Here is a 20,299-nt window from a genome sequence, read left to right on the forward strand (position 1 = left end):
TTTTATATGATTCTCCCTGGATTTCCTACTACTTTTTTCCCATCGGGAATATTGGTAATAATAACCGTTCCAGCACCTATTATAACATCTTTACCTATCACAACTCCTTGTTTAATTACTGCATTTGCTCCAACAAATGTTCGCTCGCCAATTGTAACATTTCCTGCTAGAACGGCACCAGGCGCAATATGTACGGCATCTCCTAAAACACATTCGTGTTCAATAATACAGCCTGTATTTAATATGACATTTTTTCCCACTTTTGCAAGTGCATTAACAACAACATTCTTATTTATAAAACTACCAGAACCTATTACTGCATTTATTGAAATATGAGCGGTTTTATGAATAATAGTTTCGATCGTTTTCCCTTTACTTTCAATCAATGCTGCGATATTCTGTCTGATATTATTTTCTCCAATACCAATTACAAAGGAAAACTCCTTTTGCCAACCAATGAAATCATCTTTTTTTTCAAATCCCAAATAAGGTAAATGGAAAGGGTCTTGTTGTACTGGTTCTATATCACTATAACCAGCAATCTTAAAACCGTTTTCTAAAACCGTTTCTGCAACGACATAAGCATGCCCTGAATATCCAATAAGAATTACTTCTTTATCTAACACTGCTAGGTATATTTACTATTCGTTCTTCTAAGAATTCCGCATTTGCATTCTCGTCTCTCTGACAATTTGCATACATCGGTAAACGATACATCAACTGCCAAATAGGACGCGTCATGACTGCATTTGCATTAGTTGTTTCTAAAAACAAATTTCGCTCTTCTTTATTTTCTAATTCCACACACATTAACCAATAATTTGCTTTAGTATCTGGAGTTTCTGTTCTAAATTTTATTCCTTTTGATGCAAAAAACGAAGCATATTCTTCAGCCAAAGTTCTTTTATTTTCTAAAAAACCATCTAATTGTTCTAATTGGGCACAAGCTAAAGCGGCATTTAGATTAGGCATTCTAAAATTATAACCCATTTCATCATGCACATATTCATAAGGATGTGGAATTTTGGCAGTAGTAGTTAGGTATTTCCCTTTTTCTCCTAAAGGAATAGAATTAGTAACAATTGCACCACCACCACCACTAGTAACTATTTTATTTCCATTAAATGAAAAAACACCTAAATCTCCCAAGCTACCGGTAGGTTTTCCTTTGTATTCACTTCCTAAGGATTCTGCGGCATCTTCAACTACAGGAATTTTCCATAAACGGCATATTCTGATTAATTCGTCTAAATGGACAGGAAATCCAAAAGTATGCATAGGTACACAAGCACTAATTTTTCGACCTGATTTCTTATTATAACAACCATCTTCTCGTAAATCACCAAATTCAATTAAAAAATTCTCAACTGCTATCGGAGACAATCCCATAGTATCTGTATCAACGTCTAAAAATACTGGATGCGCATTACAATAGGCAATAGCATTAGCGGTAGCAACAAAGGTAAGAGCTTGTGTCAATACTTCGTCACCAGCTTTCACACCTACTAGTCGCAAAGCAACCTGAATTCCAGCAGTACCATTCACCACAGCAACTGCCTTTTGTGTATTTGTAATTTGCGTCATTATGTTTTCAAACTGATCAACAAATGCTCCTACTGAAGACACAAAAGTGCTTTCTATAGTTTCTAGCACATATTTTTTTTCATTTCCATTAAATTTTGGAACATGTAAGGGAATAAATTCATTCGTGTTATATTGCTCCTTAATGAAAGAAATTGTTTCTTGAAAATTATTCATAGTTACATTTTTGAGTCTAAGTATTTTCCTGTTTCTTTATGTCCAAAATTAGGAATCATATCATGAAATAATTCAACAATAATCTCCTTTGTCCAAGAAAGATTATGCTTCATTGTTTTTATTTCACAGGTAAAATTTTCCAATTTTTCATCATTATAAATTGCTTCATTTTTGATCACACCCAGATTTTCAAATCGATTCATATCAAGCACTTCATGATCAGTGTAAAATTCCTCAAAGTCTTTTTCACCTGTAGTATCGCTGCCAGTAAATAAACAAGGCCATTTTTTTTGAGCAATTAAATAATCCATATTTTCTCTTGCTTCTTCTTCCGTTACACATAAATGTGGTTCAAATCCTAATTCAGCCAAATAGGTAACGGCAATATCAGCAAAAGAAATTAAATTAAGATTTTCGTCTAATTTGGGAAAGAAAATATCTCTATTTTCACCAAATATACAGGACATTAAACACAGTTCACCAGATTCTTTTGGTGTTACAAAATAGCGTTTAATGTCATTTGGTGCCACTATAGGTTGTTTCTTTAAAATTCTTTGATTGAACCCATGTAATAACGACCCATCTGAAAAAGCAACATTTGCAAAGCGTGCAGTAGATATTTGTATTTGCTCACTTTTTCGCATTAAATACATTTCCATAATGCGTTTTGAAGCACCCATCATATTAACAGGATTAGCTGCCTTATCAGTAGAAACACAAAAATATTTCTTGGTTCCTTTTTCTATAGATTGTTGTAATGTTTTCTCTGTATTAAAAACATTAACATCGATCATTCGCATCAGCGTAAAAGGATCCTTTTCACTTCGCACGTGCTTTAAAGCTGACAAATTCAGTACATAATCAAACTGCCCATCCGCCTTGATAAAAGCATCATATTCTAGTGAGCCAATATCTAAAGCAAATGTCTGGAAATCACCGTCAATATATCCGTAAGAACTCCTTAAGTCTCTTACAACTTCTACCATATTGTTTTCACTGATGTCAACAATGTGAAGTTTCTGCGGGTTTCTCTTGAAAATTTCTTTAGTCACTGCTTGACCTATAGATCCTGCACCACCAATCACCAAAAAAGAAGATTTTCTAACAGTAGCTGCCAATTTATATTCATATTTCAGAAGATCTTTTTCAAATATTTCAGAAGATCTGCCTATTAATTTAAGAATGTTCATATAATAATATCAAATTTAATATAATTTTAAATCACCCTCCACCATTTCCTTCACCAAAGCCTTCAAATCATATTGAGGTTTCCATCCTAATTGCGTCTTTGATTTAGTAGGATCACCAATTAGTAAATCTACTTCAGTAGGACGGTAATATTCAGGATCTACACGAACCACCACTTGGCCTATTTCTAACTGATATAAAGGATTGTTGCAAGCCGCTACTTTAGCTGTTTCATTTTCATTCTCTCCTTCAAAGAGCAACTCAACCCCTACTTCGGCGAAAGCCATACGTACAAAATCTCTAATATAAGTAGTTACACCGGTTGCAATAACATAATCCTCAGCAACCTCTTGTTGTAATATCCTCCACATGGCTTCGACGTAATCTTTGGCATGACCCCAGTCTCTTTGTGCATTTAGATTACCAAGATACAAACATTCTTGCTTTCCTTTAGCAATTGCAGCTGTTGCCATTGTAATTTTACGTGTTACAAATGTCTCGCCACGTCGTGGAGATTCATGATTGAATAAAATTCCATTGCAGGCAAACATATTGTAAGCTTCGCGATAATTTTTAGTGATCCAGTAGGCGTATATCTTAGCAACACCGTAAGGAGATCGAGGATAGAAAGGCGAGTTTTCATCGTAGAAACCAGCAGCATTTTTATTTTCTGCCAGTCCACCGTAAAGTTCTGAAGTAGAAGCTTGGTAAACTCTAGTTTTGTTCATTAAACCTAGAATTCTAATGGCTTCTAATATTCTTAAAGTACCAATACCATCTACATTAGCAACATATTCAGGAGAATCAAAAGACACTTTTACATGAGACATTGCTCCCAAATTATAGATTTCATCAGGTTGCACTTCTTGAATAATTCTTATAATATTAGTTGAATCAGTCAAATCGCCATAATGAAGTTTGAAATTGATATGCTTTTCATGTTGGTCTTGATAGATATGATCAATACGCTGGGTATTGAAAGAGGACGCACGACGCTTTACACCGTGAACCATGTATCCTTTTTCTAAAAGTAATTCAGCTAGATATGAACCGTCTTGACCTGTAATTCCTGTGATTAGTGCTACTTTCATGTTTTTTTTAGTTTCTCTGTGTTTCTCTGTGTTATGCACTGAGTTACACTATGTAGTTTTAAATATATAATTTTTTGTTTCACTGAGCTACTCTGTGTTTTACACTGAGTTACTCCGTGTAGCTTAAATATATAGTTTTTTGTTTCACTGAGTTACACTGTGTAACTAAACTATAACTTCACTTCCTTATAACGATCTAAATTTTCCAAAAACCAATCATACGTCTTCTGGATTCCTTCCTCTAATTGTATTTTATGTTTCCACCCTAATGCATGCATCTTTGAAACATCCATTAATTTTCGTGGTGTTCCATCAGGTTTTGTAGCATCCCAAACAATTTCTCCTTGATGTCTTGTGATTTTTTGAATGGTTTTTGCTAATTGTTTAATCGTTAGATCTTCTCCGGTCCCGACATTATAAAGATATTCTGGCAATTTATTTTCTAATGCAAAAACAACAGCTTCTGCCATATCATCTACAAAAAGGAATTCTCGCATTGGTGTTCCGCTTCCCCATAGTTCGACAGGCTCACTATTTTTTTTCGCTTCATGAAATTTACGGATCATTGCTGGCAAAACGTGCGAAGAATTTAAGTCGAAATTATCATGAGTACCATATAAATTAGTAGGCATTAGGCTTACATAATCTTTATTAAACTGCTTTCTAATTGCTTGACAAGCTTTGACGCCCGTAATTTTTGCAATAGCGTACCATTCATTTGTTGGCTCTAACGAATCTGTCAATAAATATTCTTCTTTGAGCGGTTGCGGTGCTAGTTTAGGGTAAATACATGAACTGCCTAAAAAGATAAATTTTTCAACACCTGATTGTAAAGCTGTATCAATAAGATTATTTTGTATCAGCATGTTTTCCATAAGGAATTGGTATGGAAAGTCATTATTGGCCAGAATTCCGCCTACTTTGGCAGCGGCATCAATCACTATTTCTGGCTTTTCTGTTGCAAAAAAATCGTGTACTGCTTGTTGGTTTTTTAAATCGAGTTGTTTACTAGAAATACCGATTAGGTTTGTGTATCCTTTTGCGATAAGCGTGCGCCAAATTGCGCTACCCACCATTCCGTTATGACCTGCAATATATATTTTAGTGCTTTTTTGTATCATATTATTAAACTCTAGCAAGTAAATTGTTACTCAAAAAAAATTTATTTATTTAATAACCAAGATGACGATTGAATTTTTTCACCTAAACCGTCCAGAAGTTCGATATTTAATTCAGTACAAACAGGAACTTCAGGAATGGAATTGTTATTTTGATCTCCGCCGTTGGCGAAAGCCAAATCAAACTCTTGTGAATGTAATTTATGAATGTGTTTAATGGTCTCGCATACGGTTCTATCGGTATCAATGGAGACAAATACTTTATCAGTAGCTTTAATATTATCCACAATAAATAAACGTTCCTCCTGATTTTGAAATTCTTTCGATCCCTTTAATTCTCTTTGATGATCGTTGTTTACAATTACAAATAGTGCATCGCCAAGTTTTCTTGCTTCGTTGAAATACTCGATATGTCCTTTGTGGATCGGGTTAAAATAACCACTTACTATTATAGCTTTCTTTTTCATATTATTACATTTAATCTGTGAAACGAAAATTTTTATCTGATGCTGGTTTTTAAACTATTTATATTTCCACTCTACCAGTGAAATATAATCAAATTTTTCAAGTTGCGAAGCTCATCATTATTGCAATGCATAACGAAACGTTGTTTGTAAATGATTCATAATCTCGACTACGCTCGATTTGACAAAAACATGACGACGATTTGAACAATTATTTGGTATAAATCTATTGTTATCTTGAATGTGTTAGTAAAACAATCAAATTTTTCAAGTTGCTCGTGTTATCATTATTGTATTGAAAAACGAAATGGTGTTTGTAAATGATTAATAATCTCGACTACGCTCGATTTGACAAAAACATGACGATGATTTAAACAACTATTTGGTATAAATCTGTTGTTATCTTAAATGTGCTAGCAAAAAAATCAAATTTTTTAAGTTGCAGAAGTCATCATTATTTCAATGAAAAAAGAAACGTTACTTACAAATGATTCACGATCTCGACTACGCTCGATTTGACAAAAACATGACGACGATTTAAACAACTATTGGGTATAAATCTATTTTTATCTTGAATCTGCTAATAAAATTATTATATTTTTCAAGTTGCTCGTGTTATCATTATTGCTACAAATAACGAAACGGTGTTTGTAAATGATTCATAATCTCGACTACGCTCGATTTGGCAAAAACACGACGATGATTTGAACAACTATTGGGTATAAATCTATTGTTATCTTGAATGTGTTAGTAAAACAATCAAATTTTTCAAGTTGTTCGTGTTATCATTATTGCTATGAAAAATGAAACGTTGTTTGTAAATGATTCATAATCTCGACTACGCTCGATTTGACAAAAACATGATAGTACTTTCAATAAGTGTTTATGCTACCAAAATTGCTTGTCAAAAAAAATCTATCACTATAAAATTCTAAATGATCAAAATAGTTCAGCGGAAAAAATTTTAAATATACTTAAACGTTACTGCAAAAATAAATTTAAAAAGTCAATCAAAATTAAGCTAAACTTTTAAAAATACGACGTACTATTAAAAACAAAACAGTTAAAAATCCCGCCAGAATTCCACCTAAAACAATTCCTTTAGCCTTCCCAAATTTTTCTTTTTTTAAAGGTAAAATAGGTTGATCGATGACCTGAATTAAAGGAGTTTCTTTTCGTAACGTTACTTTAGCTAACTCGCTTTGCTTCACTAATTCTGTCAAGATCGCTGTATTGGCTTGTACATCTACTTGTCGGCGAGCTGAAGGAGTACGACGCACATTAAGCGCAGGGTTTAACATAAAAGTATTATCATTAGCAACAGCTACTCCAGTGATGGCGCCATTGAGCGCTCCTCGTACTGAATCTGTTTGCCTTTGCAAAATAGCCATATTCTGCCTTGCCTTTTTACTTTTAGTATCCACATAAAAATCAGATACGTTTTTAACCAAGGCCTCCGTAAAATACTTTGCAAATAACTCATTAGTAGAATTTACATCTATAGTAATTATAGCTATTTTTTTATCTTTTTGACCAACAGACAATCCCGTTTTAGAAATATTATCATACATCACGCCCATGATACTATCGTGGACTCTTGTGAAATTTTTGCGATTGGCCTCAGCAGGAAATTGGATGTTAGCAAATTGTGGTTTATTCTCCCAATTCTTTCTCCATTCTTGCTCTTGTATGTACATTTCGGCAAGCGAAATAGACTTTCCTTGATAAGTGACTGGAGTTAAGAGCGTTTGCTCGACCATAGACCGCGATTTGAACAACTCATTCAAATTAGACCCTGTAAAAATACTACCACCGCCACCGCCAAGGTCAAAACCAAAAGAACTGGCTAAACCCAAAGCTCCTCCCAATCCTCCTCCACTTTTTTCATCTTCTAATGCAAATGATAAACTAGCGGTATAAATAGGTTTTTTACTGAAAGAATAGGCCAAACCTAAAACAGCTCCAATAATTCCCGCTATCACAATTATTTTCCATTGTGATAAGAGGTAATTAAACCATTCTTTTGCTTTATCTATTAATTCCTTTAACGATATTTCGTCGTTTGGGGTTTGTTCCATGTTTTTTGTTATCGGTTTTCTGTTGTCGGTTTTCGGTTGTCGGTTCTCTGTTGTCGGTTCTCTGTTATCTGTTATCCGTTTTCGGTTTTCTGTTATCGGTTTTCTAATGCCGTTTTTAGACTGTTGTTTTTAGACATTTCTTGAGAAAGTCCATTTACCCGGTTAATGCTATTTACGGATAACTGATAACTCATAACCGTTTTCTGTTGTCCGTTTTCGGTTTTCTGTTCTCTGTTTTTAGACTGTTATTTTTAGACTGTTCTTGAGAAAGTCCATTTAACCGGTTAATGCTATTTACGGATAACAGATAACTCATAACTGATAACCGTTCTCTGTTCTCTGTTGTCGGTTCTCTGTTGTCGGTTGTCGGTTCTCTGTTGTCAGTTTTCGGTTTTCGGTTTTCCGTTGTCGGTTTTCTGTTGTCCGTTTTCTGTTATCCGTTTTCTGTTATCGGTTTTCTGTTATCCGTTTTCGGTTGTCTGTTTTCGGTTGTCTGTTTTCGGTTGTCTATTATCCGTTTTCTGTTGTCCGTTTTCGGTTTTTTAATGCCGTTTTTAGACTGTTGTTTTTAGACATTTCTTGAGAAAGTGCATTTACCCGATTAATACTATTTACGGATAACAGATAACTCATAACTGAGAACCGTTCTCTGTTGTCGGTTGTCGGTTGTCCGTTTTCTGTTATCGGTTCTCTGTTGTCGGTTCTATGTTTTCGGTTGTCTAATGCCGTATTTAGACTGTTCTTGAGAAAGTGCATTTACCCGATTAATACTATTTACGGATAACAGATAACTCATAACTGATAACCGTTCCCTGTTGTCCGTTTTCGGTTCTCTGTTTTCGGTTTTCTGTTGTCCGTTTTCGGTTTTCGGTTTTCTAATGCCGTTTTTAGACTGTTGTTTTTAGACATTTCTTTAGAAAGTACATTTACCCGATTAATGCTATTTACGGATAACTGATAACTCATAACCGTTTTCTGTTGTCGGTTGTCTAATGCCGTTTTTAGACTGTTGTTGAGAAAGTACATTTACCCGATTAATACTATTTACGGATAACTGATAACTCATAACTGATAACCATTCTCTGTTCTTGAGAAAGTCCATTTACCCGGTTAATTCTATTTACGGAAAACTGATAACTCATAACTCATAACCGTTTTCGGTTTTCTCTTGTGTGTTAATCAGCCTGCCCTGTGTTTTTATTTAGGGTTCATGTGGAGTGATTTTCGATAGCCATCCTGTAGCTTTACTTTTCAAAATAGTATCAAGAAGTCTTTACTTTAAAAAAATTATCGCTATTTTCTATAAATTTTCTGTCGCAAATCTTTTCTTCCCTAAAGCTTGGCATAGCATGTGTTTTGACATTTCAAAAAAAATAAATTTCCCTAAAACCTAGAACAGTAATGTAAAATCTCGTCCTTTCGATGGTTTCTTCATATCTTCAAACTTTTGAATTTCGGCTGTAAGCATCCTTGCATATTCAGTGGTCATAAATGCTTTGAAAACTTCAATATCGTCTTGTTCACGAGTAGCTATCAAAACTTCAATATATTCCGCTTTTGACTCATTATAAACAATCGCAAGAGGCAACCCATAATAGGCTTGTATATAATTCATTAACAACCTTGATGTCCTACCATTGCCATCATAAAAGGGATGTATGCTTACCAAGTTAAAATGAGCAACAAAAGAAAGATGTAATTGCTCTAAAATTGATATGGGTTGTTGCATTTGCTCCTGAATGGCTTGTGTCATTTTTTGAGTAAGATCCGCTACTTTATCAAAATTAGGGAAATAACTAGAGCCTGCTGTCACATTTCCTTTTCTAAAGGCACCAATGCTGGCATCAATTGTTCCAAAAATAGTATTGTAAATTCGCGCCGTATTTTTAACTACAATTGAATTAATCTCTTGTATTAATTTAGTAGAAACAACTCTTTTAATTTTTGCTTCTTGTAAAGTAAATAATAAAGCGGTATAATGATCCGTAACCATCAAACTATCCTGCAATGGTTTACCTTTGGGTGTAAGTCCATCTGATAACAAAACTTGGGTTTCCACTTCGGTTAAAGTAGAGCCTTCAATCTTGGTAGAATGATGCACAATTGAGATATGATTAAACTTTTCATGGTTTATCACCTCATCAATCGCTAACGCTTTGTATCTAATGACTAATTGTACTAAATCCATTGTCCGTTTTCTGTTGTCCGTTTTCTGTTCTTGAGAAAGTACATTTACCCGGTTAATTTTATTTACGGATAACAGATAACTCATAACTGATAACCGTTCTCTGTTCTTGAGAAAGTCCTTTTACCCGGTTAATTCTATCTACGGATAACTCATAACCGATAACCGTCCTATGTTGTTGAGAGCATGTATTTACATCGCTAGCAATAGTCACGGATAACAGATAACTCGTAACCGATAACTCTATTACCTAAAGGCTGTAATGATTAACAGCGCAAGGCTTGATATTACACTTCCTATTCCTACTAACTCTCCTACTGTTGCTTTTTTGACTTCTGGCTTCTCTGGGACAATGATTTGGGATCCAGGTTTTACCTTTGGGTATGCGTTAAAAAATAAAAATGAGTTGGTAACAGAGGCCTTGCCGTTTGGATAAATCACATACGCTTTTCTTTTCCATCCTTTCCCATCAACACCACCTACGGCATTCAAGTAATATTTAAAAGCTTTTCCTTTAACATACGGTATTTCGGAGGTGAGTAATACGTTTCCTGCCACCTTAACACCCTCGTTAAAAGTGGCTACTTCTATCTCATCGCCTGCAAATAAAGTTACATTAGCACTTATACTCTGATCTTTTACTATTTCCTGCCAATCCAGTGGAATAGTGGCAAATTTAAGTTCTTCTTTTAGCTTTTTCTCTAACTTATCTTGGATGCTGTCTTTTTTACCTAAATTGACATTTACATTTTCAAGATCTTCAATTTGCTTTGCTTGAATGGGTCTTTTTATTTTTACTCCTTCAATATTCGCTAAAGATGTTAAACCACCTGCTCTTTGAATTAGTTCATATACCGTAGATTTCTTCTTGACCAACGCATATTTGCCGGGATAATTGACTGCTCCAATTATCGTAATTGATTCTGGTTTTTCATATACTGCCATTTTCCTGATGCTGACTACATCAAAGGGCTTTAAAATAAAATTCTTAGCCTGCTCGTTTCTGGTAGGACTAATTTCGATACTATACAACTGTGCTTTCAAAGGGTTGGCATCATCTATTTCTTCTGAAGTAATCATTCGCGCAACCTCCACTCTTTTAGAAGCTGATCCCGTTAGTCCGCCTACTTGAACAATCAAGTCATTTAAAGTAAGATTGTCATAATAATCATATTCTCCGGGATTTCTTACCTCGCCATCTATTGTCACTTTGAATTCCTCTCTAAAAGTAAGTACTGAATAAATAGTCACATTATCCTCTCTTTTCAAAAGTATATTTTCTGTTGGATCACCGGCAACCGCTTTGGCAACATCAAAATTGACAATTTCAGTAGACAAATCTGATTTTAAACGGATAATTGTTCCTCGCTTACTATAGGCATCCTCTTTTAAACCTTCAGCACGACTTATTAGATCTGAAACTTTCATTCCTGCAGCAAAAGAATAAAAATTTGGCCTGAAAACAGCTCCTTCAATTTTGATACGATTCTCAAATCGATTTAATATTTTAGTTACGTTGAATACATCACCTGATACTGGATTATAGGTTGAAAATTCAGACTGCTTGATGTCACGCACTTTAAATTCTTTAGCTGTTTTTTGTAAAACATTTACTGACGCTGTGTAAGCGAACTCGTTAAATCCAGAAGCAAAACGGAGTAAATCAGCAAACGATTCCCCTTTTTTCATTTCAAATATTCCCGGACGTTTTACTTCCCCTTCAACAGTAACTCGCTGGTTGTAAGCTGGAATTCTGATAACATCATTATCCTTCAAACCAACATTATCCGATTGATCCCCATTGACTAAAAAATTGTAGATATCAACTGTTTTATACACTTTGTTGTTTCGCAATAGCTCTATATTTCTATAACTTCCGTTTTTTGCTGGTCCACCGCCTAAAAATAATGCGTTATAAACTGTTGCTAATGATGAAATAGAATAATTACCCGGTTGTCTGCTTCCTATCAAAGTCACTTTAATGGTTCTGATTTGGCTTAAGCTGACACTAACTTGTGATTGTCCAGAAGCTACCGTGCTGTAAACTCTTGCAAATGCACTTTTAATTCTTTGTGTTGCTGCTTCAATACTCATTCCTGAAACTGAAATTTCACCCACATATTGTAATGTTACTTTTCCCTCAACGCTTACGGGAATACTGGCGTTAAATTCTTGTACGCCATACACACTTACTTGCAGCTCATCACCAGGTCCCAATATATAATTTACAGGAGTAGCTAGTTTTAAATTAGGTTCAAAATTTAAAGTAGGGTTGTCAAAAAGTTCTGATCCAAAGACCAAAGCATTGAGTGAATCTTTAATCTTTAAATTTACTATTTCCTGTTGCTTTCGTCCAAATTCTTTCTGTCTATTAATCTCTTCTGAATCTTTTCCTGAATTTTTCAATCCCTCCTTTGTTCCCTCTTTTGATGGCTCTTTTTTAGTATCAAATTGAGCTAAACGCGCTTTTAACTTACTAAACTCACCGGCTGACATCCCTTTAGACAGCGCCATAGGCTCAGCCTGATCAATGGTAACATTATTAGCTTGCAATTGCGTTTTTATTTTGATAATGTCGCTATCCGATAAGTAATCTACCTTTAGAGTGCTTAAATCAGTGCTTTTCAATAAATCTTGTGCTTGTACAGTCGATGTTTGAAAAAGAACTAAAAAAAGAGAGAAGAAGATAATATTTTTCATAGGAAGGAAATTTAGAGCGCTATAAATTAAAGAAATAATGAAGAACACTACTTAATAGTCTTCAAAACTTTTATTTATTGAGTACAAAGGTGTTTGTTGTTTTGATGGCTTCGCCACTGTGAATCCCAATACTGGTTCACATAAATCAAATTATTAAAAGAACTTTACGTTGTTCTGCGCTATGCAGCATAAGCAATCGTACTATTTTGCAAATATAGTATTATAAAATTTATAAAAAAATATTATCAAATCAGGGTTTGCTTACTAAAAATGATCTTGGAGGATAACAACTTATTAGACAAATTAGTATCAGTTCCTAAATTATTTTAAAAGTAAATAAAATCACTAAATATAGTGATGAAAAAAGAATGCATTTGCTCTCCTTTAAAAATTATAATTGTGAAACAATTATTACAAATACTTGAAAGATTATTTACAAAATACTTTTACGTAATGATTTTACTTATTAGTAACCCGTTGGGTGTAATTATTCAAAACGTCAGTTCGAGTGTTTTTTTGTGGAGTAAAACGGAGTAAAAAATGTATCGAGGACCGTTAATAATGAAATTTTTCTTGTTCTCGATACATTTTTGTATCGAAAAATACTCGAACTGACGAAAAATCACCTTCAAAACTAATTACAGCCAACGGGTTTATTACTATTATCGTAAGATGATATGGCAGGTGGAGGTTAACCAATTTAAATAAAAATTACGGTAAGCAGCGTTAAATAGTAATACAAGATCAGGTCAATCGCTATCAAAAAAAAGAATAGGAAATATTTAAACACTGTAAATTGAAAGTGTTTATTTATCTAGTATTTGAAAAGTAGAGTTCATGCTTTTAAATTCAGGCACAATTTCTTTCATTTTAGAAACGATAATATCGTTATCAAAGCAGTTAGTACAATTTATAAGTTCGTTAATTGCGACGTGCAACGATAAATAATCATTATGATTTTCCTGTGCAATCATAATTTTCTCGTTATGTGTTGGTACCGTTTTAGAAGTATCATTTAATAATTCTTCGTACAACTTTTCACCCGGTCTGAGGCCTACAATTTTAATTTTGATGTCTTTATCAGGAATAAACCCAGCTAGTTTTATCATCTTTCTAGCTAAATCAATAATTTTTACCGGCTTACCCATATCAAAAATATAGATTTCACCTCCATTACCCATTGCTCCCGCTTCTAGAACCAGTTGACATGCTTCAGGAATAGTCATAAAATATCTTATAATATCTTGATGCGTAATTGTAATAGGACCTCCATTTTCGATTTGTTTTGTGAATAACGGAACCACAGAGCCATTTGACCCTAAAACATTTCCAAAGCGTGTCGTGATAAATTTAGTCCCTAAACTTCCTGCTGCTTTATCTTTAAAAGATAGCGATTGTACATATTTTTCAGCGATGCGTTTACTAGCTCCCATAACGTTGCTTGGATTCACCGCTTTATCTGTAGACACCATAACAAATCTTCCTACATTGTATTTGATAGATAAATCAGCTAAATTCTTTGTTCCTTTAACATTTGTAAAAATTGCTTGAGCAGGATTTTCTTCCATTAAAGGGACATGCTTGTAAGCAGCAGCATGGTATACAATGGATGGACTATGTTTCTTAAAAATATCATCCATAGCTTCATAACTCCTGATATCAGCTATGAGTGAAATCACCTCTACAGTAGATTCTGCTTTATTTAGTTCTAATGACAAATGATGTAAAGGCGTTTCCGCTTGATCTACTAATATTATTTTTTCAGGTTGGAAAGATAAAATTTGCCAAACAATTTCGCTTCCTATTGATCCTGCTGCTCCACTAATCAGAATCGTTTTTGATTTGACTTGGCGAGAAATTAGCCTATTATCCAATACAATTGGATTACGCTCTAATAAATCAGCAATTTCTATGTTTTTGACTTTTCTAGAAATTTCATTTGCATCATCCCAGTCTGAAATAGCCGGAAGTGTGAATACTTTAATATTAAATTCTAAACATCGATCTACAATTGTTATTTTGTCAGCAGTACTTAAACTTTTATCAGCTATGATTAATGCATTCGCATTTCTAGACCTCATCAAAACTGGTATTCCACGCTTCTGACTGTATATTGACAACCCGTGAATAGTTCTCGCTGACTTAACCTCAGACTTACTGATAAAACCTAATAGTTTAAATCTTGAAGGCATCTCTGATTTAAGAGCATTAGCAACAAATATAGCATTAGCGTCAGTGCCATAAACCATCGCTCTTAATACCTCTTCACTATCGATTTGCTTTTTAAAAAGTTCAAAAAATTTCTTAACAAAGACTCGAAAGAGAAATAGTAAAACAAATGTTATGACAAAATTGATAATTAAACCCGGAACAAGATATATTTTTTTTCCAAAAATTAAATAACTAGAGTAATTAAAAACGACTAAAACTAAAATGGAAGATGTTGTAGCCAGCAACAATTTTATCACATCAATGAAAGAAGAATGACGAATAATTCCGGAATAAGTTTTAAAGATTAAAAAAAAGACTGTATTGACAATGATAATTATTCCAAACCTTACTGGAACAGATAAAGTACTGTAAAACTCAACTTGCAAGTTTTTTACAATTGTGTAAGTAATAGTATTTGCCAAAATTAAAATTACTACATCAATACAGAAAATTATCCATCTGGGAAGATATTCAAGACTAAGAATGTATTTTTCTAAAAATTTTCTGCCAATAAAATCTGTAGCATTATTCATTGTAGCATTTTTTTTTATTTTGGGTTGATTTGCTTTCATGAATAGAATTGAAATGCTTTGTACTAATTTTTATCGTTTGCAAATATAATTCAATTTATTAAAAGTACGATAGCTGCTTGATTTTACTTACGATTTATATTAAATTTATTACTATTTTACGCCTTCCATAAGAATTTAATAAAAATAATTTTTGTCGTTGATTTTACAATACTCTGAAACACAAATTAGTCAACGTAAGTTTTTAAATAAATGTATAAAGATAAATTGCTATCATTTATCCTAATGGCTTTCATTGTAGTTTGTAGACTTATAATCGTCCATCTACCCTATCTCCTAGAACACCTTTCACATCATATAAAATACTGTTTGGATTTTGCAATTGACCCATATCAAGTTCAAAAAATGCAGTATGAGCAACACCTAATACAACTGCATCAAATTTTTGATTGGGAAGTTCTTGAGTGGTTTCTAATTTATATTCTCGCTGTACAGCAGCAGGATCTGCTAATGGATCATAAATTGTAACTTTTATACTGTAATCAGCCAAAGCTGTTATAACATCGATAATTTTAGTATTGCGAACATCAGGACAATTTTCTTTAAAAGTGATTCCAAGCATTAATAAAGTTGCTCCATTAACAACAACACCTTTTCGGATCATTAGTTTGACAATTTGAGAGGCCACGTATTCTCCCATACTGTCATTTAAACGTCGGCCTGCTAAAATGATTTCAGGATGATAACCCAATTCCTGCGCTTTTTGTGCTAAGTAATAGGGATCAACTCCTATACAGTGACCACCAACCAAACCAGGTTTGAAAGGAAGGAAATTCCATTTCGTGGCAGCTGCTTGTAATACGGCATGTGTATCAATATTCATCAAATTGAATATTTTAGCTAATTCATTGACAAAAGCAATATTGATATCACGTTGCGAGTTTTCTATCACTTTTGCCGCTTCTGCCACTTTTATTGATGGTGCTAAATAGGTTCCAGCAGTAATAACAGATTGGTACAAGTCATCTATTTTCCTTCCTGCTTTAGGGGTAGAACCGGAAGTCACTTTTAATATTTTATCTACGGTATGTTCTTTATCTCCCGGATTTATTCGCTCCGGAGAATAACCTACATAAAAATCAATATTGAATTTCAATCCTGAAATGCGCTCTAAAACAGGAACACATTCCTCCTCAGTCACTCCTGGATAGACCGTTGATTCATAAATGACAATGTCACCTCTTTTTAAAACTATACCAACAGTTTCACTAGATTTATATAATGGCGTTAAATCAGGGCGGTTATTTTTATCTACCGGTGTGGGTACAGTTACCACATAGTAATTACATTCTCGAATATCATCAATGCTTGTGGTACAATACAAACCATTAGAAATTACGGGTTCGTCTACTAAAACATTTTTAAGCGTATCCGAATCAATTTCTTGAGTAGTGTCTATTCCTTGTTTTAGTTCAGCAACCCTGTTATGATTAATGTCAAACCCTACAACAGCATGCTTGGTAGCAAATAATCGCGCTAAAGGCAAACCAACATATCCAAGACCAACAACTGCTATTTTTATTTTTGATTCCATGTATTTTAAGGTCTAAATGATCTTGTATTCGTAATTTTTTCAGCGAACTAATCAAAATAAGTTATTAGTTATCAGCCGCTTTGATGCAATAAGTGTATACTATTTCCAAACAAGTAATAAGTTGACAATAATCATCAATCAATAAAAGACTCTGAAAATAATACACTTTAATGAGTCGTTTACAACTATTAAAAAGTATCTTTTTTCTTCATTTTTAAAACGCATCCTAGAGATTCTAAAACTAGAACATAATGTGTTTTATTTATTTCTTGTACAATTGCTTTTTGTTTAGAAAATGGTCCTGATTCTAATTGTATTGTATCACCAATTTTAATCGATTCTACTAAAACATCATTCCCATCAGCACCTTCTAGCCATTTTTTAATAACGCTAATTTCTTCATCTTTAACAATAGCAGGTTTACCCAACCAGAATAAGTAACGCACTACACCAGAGGACTGGAATACTAAATTACGTTGTGCTTCTTGCAGTTGAACAAACACATAGGAATTAAAAAGAGGCACTTGTACCTTTTTCTTTCGGTCCGTCCATTGACGCACTTGTGTGATAATTGGACAATAGCACTCAATTCCACTTTTCAACAATTGCTCTGCTACTTTCTTTTCCCATTTGGGTTTTGTATACACTACGTACCAGTTCATAGGATTATTTTTTATTGTTTTCTGTTTTCGGTTGTCTGTTTTCTGTTTTCAGTTGTCGGTTTTCTGTTGTCGGTTGTCTGTTTTCTGTTATCGGTTTTCTGTTGTCTGTTTTCTGTTTTCTGTTTTCTGTTTTCTGTTATCCGTTATCGGTTGTCTGTTGTCTGTTTTCTGTTATCCGTTATCGGTTGTCTGTTGTCGGTTTTCTGTTGTCTGTTGTCTGTTTTCGGTTATCGGTTATCGGTTCTCTGTTTTCTGTTATCCGTTATCGGTTCTCTATTGTCGGTTCTCTAATGCCCGTTTTCGGTTGTCTGTTTTCGGTTGTCTGTTTTCGGTTGTCCGTTCTTTAATGCCGTTTTTAGAATGTTGTTGAGAAAGTACATTTACCCGGTTAATAATATTTACGGATAACAGATAACTCATAACTGATAACCGTTTTCTGTTGTCGGTTCTCTGTTGTCGGTTCTTTAATGCCGTTTTTAGACTGTTGTTTTTAGACTGTTCTTGAGAAAGTCCATTTACCCGATTAATAATATTTACGGATAACAGATAACTGATAACCGTTCTCTGTTTTCTGTTCTCTGTTTTCTGTTGTCTGTTGTCTGTTATCGGTTCTCTGTTGTCGGTTCTTTAATGCCGTTTTTAGACTGTTGTTTTTAGACTGTTCTTGAGAAAGTCCATTTACCCGGTTAATGCTATTTACGGATAACTCATAACTGATAACCGTTGTCTGTTGTCTGTTTAAATTTACGTATGGTGACACTTAATTTAGTTGTTAGAGAAACACAAATCGTAATTTCAGAATACTCAAAACAGAAAACCCATAACCCATAACTCATAACTCATAACTCAGAACCGATAACTCTTTACTCAAATTTATTCCAGTTATTTTCAACATAACGCAAAAAAGAAAATAATTTAGCTCCCAGAATATCATATTCTTTTTGAAGTAGATTTAATTCAATCGCTAAATCCGGATAAAGAAATGCTAATTTTTCTAAGTGACAAATTGTTTCTAAATTACTAGCATGCGAATAAGTAAGAAACTTAATAAAGTCCATTTTATATCTTTTTCTGCCGTATCCCTCCACTATATTAGTAGCCACCGAATCCGCCGATCTTCTTATTTGACTTCCTAATTCATATAATTCATGTTTTGGCAACTTTAATGAAAACCCATGAGTTCGATAGAATAAAGACAACGATAAATTATAGATATCTAAATCTTTGTAGCTTTTCATATTTTTACTGTTTTGCTTTATTTTCTGTTGTCGGTTCTCTGTTGTCGGTTCTCTGTTGTCCGTTGTCTGTTCTCTGTTTTCTGTTTTCTGTTGTCTGTTTTCTGTTGTCTGTTTTCTGTTGTCTGTTGTCTGTTGTCCGTTGTCTGTTGTCCGTTGTCTGTTCTCTGTTGTCTGTTTTCGGTTGTCTGTTTTCTGTTGTCGGTTCTCTGTTGTCGGTTCTTTAATGCCGTTTTTAGAATGTTGTTGAGAAAGTCCATTTACCCGGTTAATGCTATTTACGGATAACAGATAACTCATAACCGTTGTCTGTTGTCTGTTTAAATTTACGTATGGCGACACTTAATTTAGTTGTTAGAGAAACACAAATCGTAATTTCAGAATACTCAAAACAGAAAACCCATAACCGATAACTCATAACCGATAACTCATAACCGATAACTCATAACCGATAACCGATAACTCATAACCGATAACAGACAACTTCTACCTCAAATTATCCCAGTACCATTTTACTGCTTCTTCTAATCCTTCTTGCATTGAAAATCTTGGATGGTAACCCAACAAATTTTTCGCCTTCTCTATACTTGCTAATGAATGCGGAATATCACCAGCTCTATTGGGTCCATATTCTATTTTTACGTTTGCTATATTTGGATCATAAACTGCTAAATATTCCTTGAGATAGTCGAGTAAATTATTCAATGTATTTCTATCACCAAAAGCAGTGTTATAAACAGTATTAATGGCTTCAAGATTAGATGTTGCCATTGCGAGCTCATTCATCTGGATTACATTATCGATGTAGGTAAAATCTCGAGAATAATTACCGTCACCATTTATTTTTGGACTTTCATGTTTCATTAATTGCATCACAAACTTCGGGATAACCGCAGCATAAGCACCATTAGGATCTTGTTTCCGACCAAAAACATTAAAGTATCGCAGTCCAATAGTCTCTAAACCATAGGTTTTACTGAAAATTTCAGCGTAGAGTTCGTTTACATATTTAGTTATAGCATAAGGCGAAAGTGGCTTTCCTATAACTTCTTCCACTTTTGGTAATAACTCAGAATCTCCGTAAGTAGAAGAACTTGCAGCATAAATAAAGCGTTTCACTTTCTCATCTCTTGCCGCTACTAACATATTTAAAAATCCCGATACATTAACATCATTTGTAGTTACAGGATCCTTCAAGGATCTTGGTACGGATCCTAAAGCAGCTTGATGCAAAACATAATCGACACCTTTTACAGCCGTTTCACAATCAGCAGCGCTTCGAATATCCCCTTCAATCAAAGTGAAATTAGGATTTTTTATGTATTCAGCAATATTGTGCCTATGACCCGTAGCAAAATTATCTAGGCACACTACTTTATTTCCTTTTGATAAAAAATATTCGCATAAGTTAGAACCTATAAATCCAGCTCCTCCAGTTATTAATATTACGTTTTGTTTCCCTAGTTCCATCTGCTTTTTTTTAAA

The 20,299-nt window shown here is 33.9% G+C and carries 18 protein-coding genes; all 18 read right to left on the minus strand.

Translation table 11 applies throughout. The features are described from left to right. Window positions 1-2: 2 nt before the first annotated feature. Window positions 3-626 carry an acetyltransferase gene (locus tag BUA99_RS11100; RefSeq protein WP_072992218.1) on the minus strand — a complete coding sequence of 208 codons (624 nt, stop codon included), beginning with the start codon at window positions 624-626 and terminating at the stop codon, window positions 3-5. Continuing rightward, window positions 616-1,758, minus strand: a complete 1,143-nt coding sequence (locus tag BUA99_RS11105; protein ID WP_072992222.1) for a LegC family aminotransferase — start codon at window positions 1,756-1,758, stop codon at window positions 616-618. Before BUA99_RS11105 ends, BUA99_RS11100 begins: the two co-directional genes overlap by 11 nt. A 2-nt stretch (window positions 1,759-1,760) precedes the next feature. Next, window positions 1,761-2,948 carry a UDP-N-acetylglucosamine 4,6-dehydratase gene (locus BUA99_RS11110; RefSeq protein ID WP_072992225.1) on the minus strand — a complete coding sequence of 396 codons (1,188 nt, stop codon included), beginning with the start codon at window positions 2,946-2,948 and terminating at the stop codon, window positions 1,761-1,763. A gap of 15 nt (window positions 2,949-2,963) precedes the next feature. Further along, entirely contained in the window at window positions 2,964-4,037 is a 1,074-nt protein-coding gene (gene gmd, locus BUA99_RS11115) for a GDP-mannose 4,6-dehydratase (RefSeq protein ID WP_072992450.1), read from the minus strand. Window positions 4,038-4,207: 170 nt separating this feature from the next. After that, window positions 4,208-5,155, minus strand: a complete 948-nt coding sequence (locus BUA99_RS11120; RefSeq protein ID WP_317045041.1) for a GDP-L-fucose synthase family protein — start codon at window positions 5,153-5,155, stop codon at window positions 4,208-4,210. A gap of 44 nt (window positions 5,156-5,199) precedes the next feature. Beyond that, window positions 5,200-5,622 carry an adenylyltransferase/cytidyltransferase family protein gene (locus tag BUA99_RS11125; RefSeq protein WP_072992230.1) on the minus strand — a complete coding sequence of 141 codons (423 nt, stop codon included), beginning with the start codon at window positions 5,620-5,622 and terminating at the stop codon, window positions 5,200-5,202. Window positions 5,623-6,635: 1,013 nt separating this feature from the next. Next, entirely contained in the window at window positions 6,636-7,697 is a 1,062-nt protein-coding gene (locus BUA99_RS11130; RefSeq protein WP_072992233.1) for a Wzz/FepE/Etk N-terminal domain-containing protein, read from the minus strand. A gap of 510 nt (window positions 7,698-8,207) precedes the next feature. Then, a complete protein-coding gene (locus BUA99_RS14975) occupies window positions 8,208-8,453 on the minus strand; it encodes a hypothetical protein (RefSeq protein ID WP_143151754.1) in 246 nt (81 codons plus the stop codon). Between the two features lie 36 nt (window positions 8,454-8,489). Beyond that, the gene (locus tag BUA99_RS14980; RefSeq protein WP_143151755.1) at window positions 8,490-8,723 is read right to left on the minus strand and encodes a hypothetical protein; all 234 of its coding nucleotides are present in this window, start codon (window positions 8,721-8,723) and stop codon (window positions 8,490-8,492) included. 364 nt (window positions 8,724-9,087) lie between these two features. Further along, on the minus strand, window positions 9,088-9,969 hold the full coding sequence (locus BUA99_RS11135) for a Fic family protein (RefSeq protein WP_200778665.1): 882 nt from the start codon (window positions 9,967-9,969) through the stop codon (window positions 9,088-9,090). 159 nt (window positions 9,970-10,128) lie between these two features. Next, the gene (locus tag BUA99_RS11140) at window positions 10,129-12,582 is read right to left on the minus strand and encodes an SLBB domain-containing protein (RefSeq protein ID WP_072992238.1); all 2,454 of its coding nucleotides are present in this window, start codon (window positions 12,580-12,582) and stop codon (window positions 10,129-10,131) included. Between the two features lie 806 nt (window positions 12,583-13,388). Further along, on the minus strand, window positions 13,389-15,326 hold the full coding sequence (locus BUA99_RS11145) for a polysaccharide biosynthesis protein (protein WP_143151756.1): 1,938 nt from the start codon (window positions 15,324-15,326) through the stop codon (window positions 13,389-13,391). 307 nt (window positions 15,327-15,633) lie between these two features. Beyond that, the gene (locus tag BUA99_RS11150) at window positions 15,634-16,917 is read right to left on the minus strand and encodes a nucleotide sugar dehydrogenase (protein WP_072992242.1); all 1,284 of its coding nucleotides are present in this window, start codon (window positions 16,915-16,917) and stop codon (window positions 15,634-15,636) included. Window positions 16,918-17,105: 188 nt separating this feature from the next. After that, entirely contained in the window at window positions 17,106-17,579 is a 474-nt protein-coding gene (locus BUA99_RS11155; protein WP_072992244.1) for a UpxY family transcription antiterminator, read from the minus strand. A gap of 273 nt (window positions 17,580-17,852) precedes the next feature. Then, window positions 17,853-17,999, minus strand: coding sequence for a hypothetical protein (locus tag BUA99_RS15135; RefSeq protein ID WP_159430948.1), 147 nt, complete (start codon window positions 17,997-17,999; stop codon window positions 17,853-17,855). 103 nt (window positions 18,000-18,102) lie between these two features. Continuing rightward, the gene (locus tag BUA99_RS14990; protein ID WP_143151758.1) at window positions 18,103-18,339 is read right to left on the minus strand and encodes a hypothetical protein; all 237 of its coding nucleotides are present in this window, start codon (window positions 18,337-18,339) and stop codon (window positions 18,103-18,105) included. Window positions 18,340-18,442: 103 nt separating this feature from the next. Then, the gene (locus BUA99_RS15390) at window positions 18,443-19,114 is read right to left on the minus strand and encodes a four helix bundle protein (protein WP_234972962.1); all 672 of its coding nucleotides are present in this window, start codon (window positions 19,112-19,114) and stop codon (window positions 18,443-18,445) included. A gap of 186 nt (window positions 19,115-19,300) precedes the next feature. Then, on the minus strand, window positions 19,301-20,284 hold the full coding sequence (locus BUA99_RS11170) for an SDR family oxidoreductase (protein ID WP_072992246.1): 984 nt from the start codon (window positions 20,282-20,284) through the stop codon (window positions 19,301-19,303). Between the last annotated feature and the right edge of the window lie 15 nt (window positions 20,285-20,299).

The organism is Flavobacterium segetis (assembly GCF_900129575.1).
Lineage (GTDB): Bacteria > Bacteroidota > Bacteroidia > Flavobacteriales > Flavobacteriaceae > Flavobacterium > Flavobacterium segetis.

What these genes read in the sequence shown, in the direction of transcription:
- BUA99_RS11140 (WP_072992238.1), bottom strand. Translation starts at nt 12,582, where the DNA reads ATGAAAAATATTATCTTCTTCTCTCTTTTTTTAGTTCTTTTTCAAACA.
- BUA99_RS11145 (WP_143151756.1), bottom strand. Translation starts at nt 15,326, where the DNA reads ATGAATAATGCTACAGATTTTATTGGCAGAAAATTTTTAGAAAAATAC.
- BUA99_RS11170 (WP_072992246.1), bottom strand. Translation starts at nt 20,284, where the DNA reads ATGGAACTAGGGAAACAAAACGTAATATTAATAACTGGAGGAGCTGGA.
- BUA99_RS15135 (WP_159430948.1), bottom strand. Translation starts at nt 17,999, where the DNA reads ATGAGTTATCTGTTATCCGTAAATATTATTAACCGGGTAAATGTACTT.
- BUA99_RS11135 (WP_200778665.1), bottom strand. Translation starts at nt 9,969, where the DNA reads ATGAGTTATCTGTTATCCGTAAATAAAATTAACCGGGTAAATGTACTT.
- BUA99_RS11155 (WP_072992244.1), bottom strand. Translation starts at nt 17,579, where the DNA reads ATGAACTGGTACGTAGTGTATACAAAACCCAAATGGGAAAAGAAAGTA.
- BUA99_RS14980 (WP_143151755.1), bottom strand. Translation starts at nt 8,723, where the DNA reads ATGTACTTTCTCAACAACAGTCTAAAAACGGCATTAGACAACCGACAA.
- BUA99_RS11130 (WP_072992233.1), bottom strand. Translation starts at nt 7,697, where the DNA reads ATGGAACAAACCCCAAACGACGAAATATCGTTAAAGGAATTAATAGAT.
- gmd (WP_072992450.1), bottom strand. Translation starts at nt 4,037, where the DNA reads ATGAAAGTAGCACTAATCACAGGAATTACAGGTCAAGACGGTTCATAT.
- BUA99_RS11125 (WP_072992230.1), bottom strand. Translation starts at nt 5,622, where the DNA reads ATGAAAAAGAAAGCTATAATAGTAAGTGGTTATTTTAACCCGATCCAC.
- BUA99_RS11150 (WP_072992242.1), bottom strand. Translation starts at nt 16,917, where the DNA reads ATGGAATCAAAAATAAAAATAGCAGTTGTTGGTCTTGGATATGTTGGT.
- BUA99_RS11110 (WP_072992225.1), bottom strand. Translation starts at nt 2,948, where the DNA reads ATGAACATTCTTAAATTAATAGGCAGATCTTCTGAAATATTTGAAAAA.
- BUA99_RS11105 (WP_072992222.1), bottom strand. Translation starts at nt 1,758, where the DNA reads ATGAATAATTTTCAAGAAACAATTTCTTTCATTAAGGAGCAATATAAC.
- BUA99_RS15390 (WP_234972962.1), bottom strand. Translation starts at nt 19,114, where the DNA reads ATGAGTTATCTGTTATCCGTAAATAGCATTAACCGGGTAAATGGACTT.
- BUA99_RS14975 (WP_143151754.1), bottom strand. Translation starts at nt 8,453, where the DNA reads ATGCACTTTCTCAAGAACAGTCTAAATACGGCATTAGACAACCGAAAA.